This is a genomic window from Microbacterium sp. NPDC058269, from assembly GCF_042881445.1.
Taxonomy (GTDB): domain Bacteria; phylum Actinomycetota; class Actinomycetes; order Actinomycetales; family Microbacteriaceae; genus Microbacterium.
Window position 1 is genome coordinate 846,580 of sequence record NZ_JBHVXT010000001.1, and the last position, 10,678, is coordinate 857,257.

9 protein-coding genes are annotated in these 10,678 nt (G+C 68.4%); 5 read left to right on the top strand and 4 right to left on the bottom strand.

The window, feature by feature from the left end; all coding sequences use genetic code 11:
• Positions 1 to 24: 24 nt before the first annotated feature.
• Positions 25 to 1,527 carry a CoA-acylating methylmalonate-semialdehyde dehydrogenase gene (locus tag ACFVWL_RS04210; protein WP_387178895.1) on the bottom strand — a complete coding sequence of 501 codons (1,503 nt, stop codon included), beginning with the start codon at positions 1,525 to 1,527 and terminating at the stop codon, positions 25 to 27.
• A 440-nt stretch (positions 1,528 to 1,967) separates the two neighbouring features.
• On the opposite strand from ACFVWL_RS04210, the gene ACFVWL_RS04215 reads away from it, so the two are divergent.
• Both ACFVWL_RS04215 and ACFVWL_RS04220 read left to right on the top strand, forming a co-directional pair.
• Positions 1,968 to 2,957 (top strand): hypothetical protein, encoded by a 990-nt coding sequence (locus ACFVWL_RS04215; protein ID WP_387178898.1) that lies wholly within the window; start codon positions 1,968 to 1,970, stop codon positions 2,955 to 2,957.
• A gap of 178 nt (positions 2,958 to 3,135) precedes the next feature.
• Positions 3,136 to 3,720, top strand: a complete 585-nt coding sequence (locus ACFVWL_RS04220) for an antibiotic biosynthesis monooxygenase (protein WP_058632958.1) — start codon at positions 3,136 to 3,138, stop codon at positions 3,718 to 3,720.
• 26 nt (positions 3,721 to 3,746) lie between these two features.
• Here ACFVWL_RS04220 and ACFVWL_RS04225 read toward each other — a convergent pair whose 3' ends face one another.
• Positions 3,747 to 4,640 carry a LysR family transcriptional regulator gene (locus ACFVWL_RS04225; RefSeq protein WP_387178901.1) on the bottom strand — a complete coding sequence of 298 codons (894 nt, stop codon included), beginning with the start codon at positions 4,638 to 4,640 and terminating at the stop codon, positions 3,747 to 3,749.
• Positions 4,641 to 4,733: 93 nt separating this feature from the next.
• Here ACFVWL_RS04225 and ACFVWL_RS04230 point away from each other — a divergent pair, with 93 nt between their 5' ends.
• Entirely contained in the window at positions 4,734 to 5,399 is a 666-nt protein-coding gene (locus tag ACFVWL_RS04230) for a type 1 glutamine amidotransferase domain-containing protein (protein WP_387178903.1), read from the top strand.
• Positions 5,400 to 5,438: 39 nt separating this feature from the next.
• Here the strand turns inward: ACFVWL_RS04230 and ACFVWL_RS04235 are convergent, their stop codons facing one another.
• Complete coding sequence (locus ACFVWL_RS04235) at positions 5,439 to 6,770, bottom strand: MFS transporter (RefSeq protein WP_036273471.1); 1,332 nt, start codon at positions 6,768 to 6,770, stop codon at positions 5,439 to 5,441.
• 206 nt (positions 6,771 to 6,976) lie between these two features.
• Positions 6,977 to 7,600, bottom strand: coding sequence for a PadR family transcriptional regulator (locus ACFVWL_RS04240; RefSeq protein ID WP_387178907.1), 624 nt, complete (start codon positions 7,598 to 7,600; stop codon positions 6,977 to 6,979).
• 195 nt (positions 7,601 to 7,795) lie between these two features.
• Between ACFVWL_RS04240 and ACFVWL_RS04245 the strand changes: the two genes are divergently transcribed.
• Together ACFVWL_RS04245 and ACFVWL_RS04250 are read left to right on the top strand one after the other, a co-directional pair.
• Positions 7,796 to 9,544, top strand: coding sequence for a sulfatase (locus ACFVWL_RS04245; protein WP_387178910.1), 1,749 nt, complete (start codon positions 7,796 to 7,798; stop codon positions 9,542 to 9,544).
• Positions 9,544 to 10,554: a formylglycine-generating enzyme family protein gene (locus ACFVWL_RS04250; protein WP_387178913.1), complete on the top strand. Its 1,011-nt coding sequence runs from the start codon at positions 9,544 to 9,546 to the stop codon at positions 10,552 to 10,554. Before ACFVWL_RS04245 ends, ACFVWL_RS04250 begins: the two co-directional genes overlap by 1 nt.
• Positions 10,555 to 10,678: the final 124 nt, after the last annotated feature.

The following is a 10,678-nucleotide window of genomic DNA, read 5'->3' on the forward strand; positions in this document are numbered from 1 at the left end:
ATTCCTTGTGGGAGTGTGCCGGGACTAATGCATGGTGGGGATGACGAAGCTGGCACCGTCGCGGATGCCGGCCGCGGGCCAGCGACTCGTCACCGTCTTGGTCTTCGTGTAGAAGCGGAAGGCGTCGGTGCCGTGCTGGTTGAGGTCGCCGAAGCCGCTGCGCTTCCAGCCGCCGAACGTGTAATACGCGATCGGCACGGGGATCGGCACGTTCACACCGACCATCCCGACCTCGACGCGGGCCGCGAAGTCGCGGGCGGCGTCGCCGTCACGAGTGAAGATCGCGACACCGTTGCCGTATTCGTGCTCGGAGGCCATGCGCAGCGCCTCCTCGTAATCGGCGGCGCGGGCGATCACCAGCACCGGGCCGAAGATCTCCTCGCGGTATATCGCCATGTCGGTGGTCACGTGGTCGAACAGCGTCGGTCCGAGGTAGAAGCCCTCCTCATGCCCTTCGACCGTGAAGCCGCGTCCATCGGCGAGGAGCGTCGCCCCCTCGTCGACACCCTGCTGGATGTAGCCTTCTACCCGCTCGACGGCCGCCCGCGTGACCAGGGGCCCGTAGTCGACGTCGACCGCGAGCGAGGGGCCGACCCGCAGCTGGGCGACGCGTTCGGTGAGCTTGGCCGCGAGCGCGTCAGCCGTCTCCTGCCCCACCGGCACCGCGACGGAGATGGCCATGCAGCGCTCACCCGCAGAACCGTAGCCCGAGCCGATCAGTGCGTCGACGGCCTGGTCGAGGTCGGCGTCGGGCATCACGATCATGTGGTTCTTCGCGCCGCCGAAGCACTGGGCGCGCTTGCCGTGGGCCGCGGCTGTCGCATAGATGTACTCGGCGATGGGGGTCGACCCGACGAAGCCGACGGCGCGAATGCGGTCATCCGTGAGCAGCGTGTCGACCGCCTCCTTGTCGCCGTGGACCACGTTGAGGACACCGGCGGGGAGGCCGGCTTCGAGGAAGAGCTCGGCGATGCGCACCGGCACCGAGGGGTCGCGCTCGCTGGGCTTGAGCACGACCGCATTGCCGGCGGCGAGAGCGGGGCCCGCCTTCCACAGCGGGATCATGGCGGGGAAGTTGAAGGGGGTGATCGCGGCGACGACCCCGAGCGGCTGCCGCATCGAGTAGACGTCGATCCCGGTACCGGCGCCGGTGGAGTACTCGCCCTTGAGCAGGTGCGGAGCACCGGCGGAGAACTCGATGACCTCGAGGCCGCGCTGGATGTCACCCTTCGCGTCGTCGACCGTCTTGCCGTGCTCGCTCGCGAGCAGCTCGGCCAGTGACGTCATCTCGCGCTGCACCAGGTCGAGAAAGCGCAGCAGCACGCGAGCGCGTTTCTGCGGGTTGGTCGCGGCCCACGCGACCTGAGCCTCTTCGGCGTTCGCGATCACGCGGCGCACGTCGTCGGCCGAGGCGAGCGGTACACGCGCCTGGACGGCCCCCGTGCTCGGATCGAACACGTCGGCGAAGCGACCGGAGTCGGGAGTGAGAAGCGATCCGCCCACGAAGTGCGGGATAGTACGAGTCATTGTGTGACATCCCTCCGTGCCGTCGTTGGCACATTGGGGAGTTTACTCGGAGGACCGGATATTTACTAGGACATCCTTGTATTTCGAGCGGCCTCCCTCACCTCCGGCGATCGCGGTTGTTCGCGCCGCGTTCACCACCGCGTCATCTCGCCCGGGTACAACTGCAGGTGCGCGGACAGAGACTCAGACCGGATCGGGTGTCACGTCTACCGCGCGCACGGTGAGCGCTCTTGCTCCCGTCGCGGCTCCCACGCCGCGAGACCCCCGCCGAATCGGGTCGGCGGGGGTCCTCCTCGTGGAGGCCCGGACAGCGACCCCCGTTCGAATCGCGCAACTGGTCGCATTTGGCGGCCATATGGGGCCAGTTGCGCGATTCGAAAGCGCACCATGGCTGTGGACGAGCCGCCCGTCGCCGAAGCGTGTGTGCCACCGTGTCCTCCATGGGACGACGACACATGCTTCCGACGGGCTTCGACGGCAACTTCTCGGTCGGTGTCGCACGATTGCATGGGGTGTCCCGCAGACGTCTCAGGGGCTCGGATCTGCAAGCGCCCTTCCACGGCATGCGTGCCCCGCGCGAAGCCGACCACCCGAGCGAGACCGACACGACGGCGGCCGTTGACCCCTTCGAACGGCAGCGCCGGAGCCGCGTCGCGCGGGCTGAGCTATACGCGGCGAGGCTGCATACCGGCCATTTCTTCAGCCACCATACGGCCGCGTCGATCTGGGGCGCACCACTCCCGCTCGAGTTCGACGAGAAGGGTGAGATCTCCGACGGAGCGGGTCTTGCCCTGCATGTCAGCGCATCCGGGGCGATACCGTTCCCCCGCGCACGCGGCATCGTGGGGCACCGGACGCTCGCAAGCCTGACCTCGATCCGGATGCACGGCGGACTACGGGTGACATCGCCCGCGGCGACGTGGATCGCATTGGGAACTCTGCCGCTGATCGACCTCATCGCCGCGGGAGACCACTTCTGCCGGCAGTGGCGTTGGGGAGTCGGGCGGCCCGACGAAGGGCGACCGCCGTTGACGACGGTCGCCGAACTGCGCGCCACCCTCGAGGCGGGCCGCCGACGGGGCGCGGAGCGACTGCGCACGGCTCTCGAGTCCGTGCGAGAGGACTCGTGGTCGCCGCGAGAGACTCGCGTACGGTGCATCCTCCTCTTCGCGGGACTGCCGGAGCCGCAGCTCAACCTCGACGTGTTCGATGACAGGGGCAGATTCCTCGCGTGCGTCGACATGGCGTATCCCGAGGAACGTGTGGCCATCGAATACCTCGGAATGCTCCACGACCACCGATGGGCGCAGGACGTGGAGCGGATCGCGGCACTGCGCGCCGCCGGATGGACCGTCATCGAGGTCACCTCACCGCTCCTGCACCGACCAGAGGAACTGGTCAGACGGGTCGCTGCGGCCCTGAGGCGGTAGAGCCCCGCCTCCGAATCGCGCAACTGGTCGCATTTCGCCCTGGAATCCGACCAGTTGCGCGATTCGAAGGCGGACGCACGTGTCTCCATCCGAATTAGAATCGAGGGTGCGCCGCCACCCCTGGCGCATCCGCTTCGGCGTCCTGACCCCGGATGCCCGTTCCCCCGAGGACCGCACCATGTCCGAACCCCTCACCGTGTCCATCCGCCGCGAAGTCGACCCCGAGCGCATCGTCGAGGCGACCGCCTGGGTGCAGACGGGGGTGAACCTCGCGACGAAGTATCCGGGCTTCCTCGGCTCCGGCTGGGTGCGCGCCGGTGAGGACTCGCAGGTGTGGCACATGCTCTACCGCTTCGCGAGCGAGGATTCGCTCACCGCGTGGGAGCAGTCGGCCGAGCGGGCGTGGTGGCTGTCGATGGGCGAGGGCTTCGTGCGCAGCGAGCGCTCCAAGCGCCGCACCGGGATCGAGGGTTGGTTCGACGAGCCGACCACCGGCACGATCACGCTGCCCTCCTCCGACGGCACCACCGAGACCGTCACGGTCGCTCCGGCCCCGCCGCGGTGGAAGCAGGCGACCTCGATCTGGCTGGGCTTCTTCCCCGTGAACCTCGCCTTCACCTACGCGATGAGCCCCGTGCCGGGATGGAACGAGCTGCCGATCTGGCTGCGGGTGCTCGTCACCACCCTCGTGCTCACGCCGATCATGGCGTACTGGGTGCTCCCGTTCGTGACCCGGTCGCTGCGGAGCTGGCTCACGCGCTGACGCCCGGCTCACCCGAGCATGCGGGGTCAGGCGACGGCGAGCCGAAGCGCCCGGTCGATCTCGGCGACGACATCGGTGAGCGGACCGGGGCGGCGCACCAGGTAGATGGTGTTGATCGGCGGGTCGTCGGTCTCGCGCAGCACGGCCAGCCGCCCGTCGGCGAGCTCCTCGGCGATCAGGTAGGTCGGCAGCACCGTGGCCCCCGCTCCGGCGACGGCTGCCGCGGCGAGGGCTCGGAGGTCGGGCACGATCAGGGCGGGTTCGCGCTCGAGACGGAGGCCGAACACATGCCGCCAGTACCGACGCAGGATGGGCACGTCGTGTGCGTAGGCGAGGAGCGGGATGCCCTCGAGGGTGCTCGGCACGAGTTCAGCGGAAGCACTGACCCCGAGCGACGGCGCGGCGACCAGCGCGAACTCCTCGTCGACGAGGGCCGCAGCAGGACGCGCGCGCCCCTTCGGGCGGATGGCCGAGAGCACGAGATCGAGGCTTCCGGCACCGAGCTGTTCGAGCAGCTCATCCGCCAACCCCGTGGTGACGGTGATCCGCCGCCCCTCCGCGATCATCGGCGCCAGCGCCGGCATCACCACGCGCTCGACGAACTCACCCGCTCCACCGATGCGCACCGGCGGAGCGGTAGCCGGTGACGGGCTTCCGACGGCGAGGGCGAGCGCGTCGAGCGGTCCGGACAGGCGCGCGGCCAGATCGTCGGCGCGGGGAGTGGGGACGATCCCGCGCGCATGGCGGATGAAGAGCGGCTCCCCCATGCTCCGCTCCAACGCCTGCAGCTGCGTCGTCACGGAGGACTGGGCGATGCCCAGCATCCGCGCCGCCGCCGACACCGACCCGGAGCGATGCGCGGCGAGGAAGGTCCGCCACAGGGCGAGATCGCGCAGTCCATCGGAATTCCGATCGTTCATATCGCGAATCTATCGGAAGCGGATGCGGACATCAGCCGTTGTCCTCGGTATCGCATCCGCACGGCGTCTGCCGTCCGACCTTCTGGAGCACGCATGTCCTCTGTCCTCTTCGTCGTCACCGCCGCCCGCACTTGGAGCCTCACCGACGGCACCGCGCACCCGACCGGCTACTGGGCGGAAGAACTGCTCACTCCCTACCGACTGCTCAGCGAGGCCGGCCACACGGTGTCGTTCGCGACCCCGGGCGGCGTCGCACCGGTGGCCGATGCGTCCAGCCTCGCCGAAGGCGACGCCGAGTCGATCGCCGCGCTCGATGAGCTCACCGCCCCGCTGGTTCTGGCCGACGTCGACCCCGCAGCGTATGACGCGGTCTACTACCCCGGTGGCCACGGACCCATGCAGGATCTGGCGGTCGACGAAGACTCGGCCGCGCTGATCACCGCGACGCTCGCCGCCGGCCGCCCGCTCGCGGCCGTCTGCCACGGACTGGCAGCCCTGCTTCCCGCGCGCACCGCGGCCGGAGAATCGGTCGTGGCCGGACGCCGCATCACCGGGTTCAGCGACGAGGAGGAGCGCATCGGCGGACTGGCCGACCGCTCGCCCTTCCTGCTCGAGAGCGAGCTGCGGGCGCGGGGCGCCGAGCTCGACATCGCCTCCCCGTGGAGCGACCACACCGTGGTCGACGGGCTGCTCATCACCGGCCAGAACCCGCAGTCGTCGGCATCCGCCGCTCGCGCGCTCGTCGCCGCACTCGCCTGAGCGAGACCGGCGCCGCGACCTGCGCGGCGCCGGTTCCGCTCACTCGGCCTCTGCAGCCAGACGGCTCTCGATCAGGTCGTCCACACGCTTCCGGTCCCGCGGGTAGAAGCGGTAGAGCAGCCCGAGGACGGCGGCGTTGACGAGCATCAGGATCACCAGGATCCACAGGAACACCGCTTGCAGACTGAACGCGTCGGCCAGCACACCGGCGACGTAGGTGAACGCCGCCCAGCCGATGACCTCGAAGATCGTCAGGTAGATCACGAAGCCCTGCGCACGCAGTTCCGGCGCCATGACCGACATCAGGATGGGGCGGTTCACGCCGGGGTTGAGCCCTTGCGCAAGACCCATCAGGCCCCAGAACGCCGCGTAGTAGCCGATCGAGGCGACGTCGAACTGCGTGGCGAAGAATGCCACCACGGCGAACAGCACCTGCGCCGTCTGCAGGAACGCGACTCGACCGTTGCGCCCGCCGCGCCGATCGATGGCTGAGACCACGAACCCGCCGCCGACCGTGCCGAGGAAGTAGCCGATGCCGAACGGCAGCGCCACGATGGCGGCGAGGGCGTTGTCGAATCCGCGCTCGGTCACGAGGAACTGCACGCCGAAGACCGCGATCAGCAGGTGCCCGGAGAGCAGCCGTGAGGCCATCAGGATGCTGAAGGTCGGGATCTTCATGAGCGCCAGCGAGTCTTTGAGCCGCGGGCGTGCGTACACGATCCTGGCGGCCTGTGCGCCGTAGTCCGCAGCACCGACCTCGGGTTCGCGGAACAGCACGAGCACCAGGACACCCGTGACGATGAGGAGCGCACCGACGCCCCAGAAGCCCCAGCGCCATCCGGATTCCCAGATCGACAGCAGGCCGATGATCGGCCCGATGACGGAGCTCAGGATCGCGGAGATGCCATAGAGCATCCCGACCGCCCTGCCACGCGACTTGTCGTCGAACGAGTCGGCGATCACGGCGTTGGTGATCGGCGTGAGCCCGATCACCGCACCGGCCTGCAGCGTCTGCAGCAGTAGAAGCAGGAGGAAGTTCTCCGCGAAACCGGATGCCACGGCGAACGCGCCGCTCACGAGCGTGCTGACGAAGATCGCCTGGCGACGACTGGTGCGATTGGCGTACCAGACCCAGAAGGGGCCGAAGGGAACTCCGATCAGGCGTCCGAGGGTCGAGAGCAGGCCGAGTTCGGTGTTGCCGAGACCGAGACTCTTGGCGATCGCGGGGAACAGCGTCGTCGTGAGGCTGCCCTCGCCGCTCTCGACGACCGTGACGCCGATGAGCGTGGAGAGGTTGCGCCAGCGCCCCTTGACGCCCGCCGGTCGCGTCGGGGCGTCCTTGCCTGTCGACGCGGTGATGGCCGTGTTCATGTGAGTCCCTTTCGTCATTGAAATGGTCGACGACGAGCGCGTCAAGTCATTACACAAGTGGAATGACCACATACTCCACTAGTGGAATGGTGCTGTCAACAGTCGGGGGGAACATCTCGATGACTCGACCGACGGCCTATCGGCAGCACGAAGGGCGGCACCACCGGCACCGAGGAATCACCGCCGGATGGCGCGGGAATGAGAGGTCAGCGGGTCGACGCGACGGGAGAGGCGTCGGCGACCCCCTGCGTCGTCGACGACTGCGGCACCGGAAGCGTGCCGTCGAGCAGCTCGCGGCGGAACTCCTCGAGCTGGGCGATGTGCAGGTCGATCTGCTGGGTGCCGTGCTGGTGCAGGCGCTCGCCGACGGATGCCGCGAGGACGCGGTCGAACTCGGCAGAGGTGCCGTCCGCGATCGAACGGTCGCGGAACCGATACTTCGCCACCTGATCTCGGCGAGCGTCGAGTTCTACATCGATCAGGGCGATGAGCTTCTCCGGGGTGAGGTACCCCGCGAAACCGAGCCGCGCACCGAACTCCGGGTCCTGGAAACGACTCGGCGGCGAATAGGTGCCCTCGAGCCAGTCCCGGAAGACGGTCATCCCCTCGGCCGTCACACGATAGATCTTCGCGTCCTGCGCCCCCGGTCGCTCATCGATCGCGTACGCGGTCCATCCGCGCTCGGTCATCGATGCGAGCGAGCGATAGACCTGGCTCATCGTGGTGTTCGAGCGGAGGAACCGCCCATGGGTGTCGAGGAACTTCTTGATCTCGTAGCCGGTGCGCGGCATCTCGCCGAGGAGTCCGAGGAGGAGGTGCTCTAGCTTCATGGAACCGGCCCGGGTGTCGAGAGATGGGGCACGAGGGAGATCGTGCAGAACTCTCCGCAGAATGACACAAGTGGCATGAGGTGTCAACGCGCGTGGACGTTGACAGAGCTGCGGGGAAGTGCGAGGGTGGAGCCCGAATCTATTCCACAAGTGTCATAGTTCCTGAAGTGAGCATGACGAGAAGGAGACGCGACGATGCGGGCGATCATGGTCATGTTCGACAGCCTCAACCGGCACATGCTGCCCCCTTACGGGTCGGACGAGATCGAGGCGCCGAACTTCCAGCGCCTGGCCGAGCGCACCGTCACCTTCGACAACTTCTACGCCGGCTCCATGCCGTGCATGCCCGCACGGCGCGAACTGCACACCGGCCGCCACAACTTTCTGCACCGCAGCTGGGGCCCGCTGGAGCCGTTCGACGACTCCATGCCCGAGATGCTCGGACGCGACGGAGTGCACACCCACCTCGCGAGCGATCACCCCCACTACTGGGAAGACGGTGGCGCGACCTATCACCCGCGCTACACGACGTGGGAGTTCTTCCGTGGTCAGGAGGGCGACCCCTGGAAGGCTGAGGTGCCGAAAGCCGGGCCGACGGCGGAAGGATTCAAGGGACGCCTGCACCGGCAGGATGCGATCAACCGCGGCTACCTCCGCCGCGAAGCCGACCACCCGCAGACGCTCACCTTCGACGCGGGCATCGAGTTCCTGCAGACGAACGCCGACGCCGACAAGTGGTTCGTGCAGATCGAGTGCTTCGATCCGCACGAGCCGTTCTTCACCTACGACGAGTACAAGAAGCTCTACCCGCACGACTACGACGGCCCCGAGTTCGACTGGCCGTCGTACGCCAAGGTCACCGAGCCCGAAGACCAGGTCGAGCACGCACGCTTCGAGTACAAGGCGCTCGTGAGCATGTGCGACCGCTCGCTGGGGCGGGTGCTCGACGCGATGGACGAGCACGACATGTGGGACGACACGATGCTCATCGTCAACACCGACCACGGCTTCCTGCTCGGCGAGCACGGGTGGTGGGCCAAGAGCGTGCAGCCGTGGTTCAACGAGCTCGTGCATCTGCCCGCGTTCGTGTGGGATCCGCGCACCGGGCGCGCGGGCGAACGCGACGCGGGCCTCGCCCAGACGATCGACATCGCCCCCACGCTGCTCGACTTCTTCGGCGTCGAGCCGACCGACGACATGCTCGGCACCCCGCTCACCGCGGTCTCGCGCGAAGGAGCACTGTTCGGCATCCACGGCGGACACGTGAACGTCACCGACGGACGGTACGTGTACATGCGGGCCTGCGCGACTCCCGCCAACACCCCGCTCGAGGAGTACACGCTCATGCCCACCCACATGCGCGGGAGGTTCGCTCCGGCCGAGTTCCAGGGCGCGGAGCTCGTCGACCCGTTCCCGTTCATGAAGGGGATCCGCCCCCTCCGGCTGACCGGTCGTGCACAGATCAATCCGTACACCTACGGCTCGCTGCTGTTCGACCTGCACACCGATCCTGCGCAGGAGCATCCGCTTGACGACACCGAGCAGGAGCTGCGGATGCTGCGTCTCCTCGCACGCCTTCTTCGCGAGAACGATGCCCCCGAGAGTCAGTTCCTTCGCCTGGGCATCCCGGTCGTCGGTGACCCGGGCGAGGAGCACCTGCTCGTGCACGCGCAGCGCGACCGCGCTACGGCTGCTGCCCTCCCCCTTCCCGCTCTGGACGATCTCCCGAGCGGGGCTTTCGGTGTGGGGACGTCGGTGCCGGAGCTGCTCGCGCATCCGCAGTCGCGCGAGATCGTCACCCGATACGCGCCGATGTTGGCGCAGAGCGAGATCCTCGGGATGCTCGGCGGCACCAGCCTCTACAACCTCGCCGCCGTGATGGGACTCCCGGCGCCCCAGCTGCACCGTATCGCCGACGAGCTCGCCGCCATCCCGGGTTCCTGATGGACGAATTCCTGATGGACGGGTTCCTGGTCGGCGGCGGCGGATGCGGGTGCGGGTGCGGGTGCGGAACGCCGTCACGATCGACGCTCATGACCGTGGGCTCACGCCCTGCGGACGCGGTACCGGCGCCGGAGAGCCGCGGGAGCCATCTCGTCGAGCAGATCCAGGTTCCCGCGGGGTCCTTCCTGATGGGCGACTCGTCGGGCGACCACAATCCGGGCGACGGCGAGCTTCCGGTGCATCGGGTGCACGTCGACGCCTTCGAGATCGACGCCACGACGGTGACCAATGCGGACTTCGCCCGCTTCGTCGCCGAAACCGGCTACCGCACCGAAGCCGAGACGTTCGGCTACTCCGCGGTCTTCCACCTCGCCGTGGCCGCCGAACCCGAAGATCGGATGGGGCCGGCAGGCGCGACGCCCTGGTGGTCCGGCATCCGCGGCGCCGACTGGGCACACCCCGGCGGTCGCCGTTCCGACCTCGACGGTCTTGGCGAGCATCCGGTCGTGCACGTGAGCTGGAACGACGCTCAGGCGTACTGCGCGTGGGCGGGTCGCCGCCTCCCGACGGAGCAGGAGTGGGAGTACGCCGCGCGCGGCGGTCTCGACGGCGCGCGGTATCCCTGGGGAGACGCGGACATCGACGAGGGCGGCTGGCGGCTGAACATCTGGCAGGGCGTCTTCCCCCGCACGAACACCGAGGAGGACGGATGGCTCACCACCGCTCCCGTCCGCTCCTTCTCCCCCAACGGGTACGGGCTGTGGCAGTGCGTAGGCAACGTCTGGGAGTGGTGCGCCGACCCGTTCGAGGCTGACGCGTATCAGCGCGTCGTCGATGGCTCGCCCCGGCCGAACGGCTCAGCACCCGATGCACCCCGCGTTCTCCGGGGCGGCAGCTATCTGTGCCACGCCTCGTACTGCAACCGGTACCGGAACTCAGCTCGCTCGGCGAACACCCCCGACTCCTCGATGGGCAACGCCGGCTTCCGGACCGTGGCCCTCACTCCCTGACGACTTCTGCCCCGCTCGAATCGCGGGCAATGTTCCGGTGTGGCCGGGAAAAGGGCCCAAATGGCGGTGGGGAAAAAAAAGGATTGACACAGGGGAGGGGAGGGCGGGGGGGGGCGGCGGAAAA

Excerpts from the sequence above, each read along its gene's own strand:
- ACFVWL_RS04215 (WP_387178898.1), top strand. The coding sequence starts at position 1,968 with ATGGGACGACGACACATGCTTCCGACGGGCTTCGACGGCAACTTCTCG.
- ACFVWL_RS04235 (WP_036273471.1), bottom strand. The coding sequence starts at position 6,770 with ATGAACACGGCCATCACCGCGTCGACAGGCAAGGACGCCCCGACGCGA.
- ACFVWL_RS04225 (WP_387178901.1), bottom strand. The coding sequence starts at position 4,640 with ATGAACGATCGGAATTCCGATGGACTGCGCGATCTCGCCCTGTGGCGG.
- ACFVWL_RS04245 (WP_387178910.1), top strand. The coding sequence starts at position 7,796 with ATGCGGGCGATCATGGTCATGTTCGACAGCCTCAACCGGCACATGCTG.
- ACFVWL_RS04240 (WP_387178907.1), bottom strand. The coding sequence starts at position 7,600 with ATGAAGCTAGAGCACCTCCTCCTCGGACTCCTCGGCGAGATGCCGCGC.
- ACFVWL_RS04210 (WP_387178895.1), bottom strand. The coding sequence starts at position 1,527 with ATGACTCGTACTATCCCGCACTTCGTGGGCGGATCGCTTCTCACTCCC.
- ACFVWL_RS04220 (WP_058632958.1), top strand. The coding sequence starts at position 3,136 with ATGTCCGAACCCCTCACCGTGTCCATCCGCCGCGAAGTCGACCCCGAG.
- ACFVWL_RS04250 (WP_387178913.1), top strand. The coding sequence starts at position 9,544 with ATGGACGAATTCCTGATGGACGGGTTCCTGGTCGGCGGCGGCGGATGC.
- ACFVWL_RS04230 (WP_387178903.1), top strand. The coding sequence starts at position 4,734 with ATGTCCTCTGTCCTCTTCGTCGTCACCGCCGCCCGCACTTGGAGCCTC.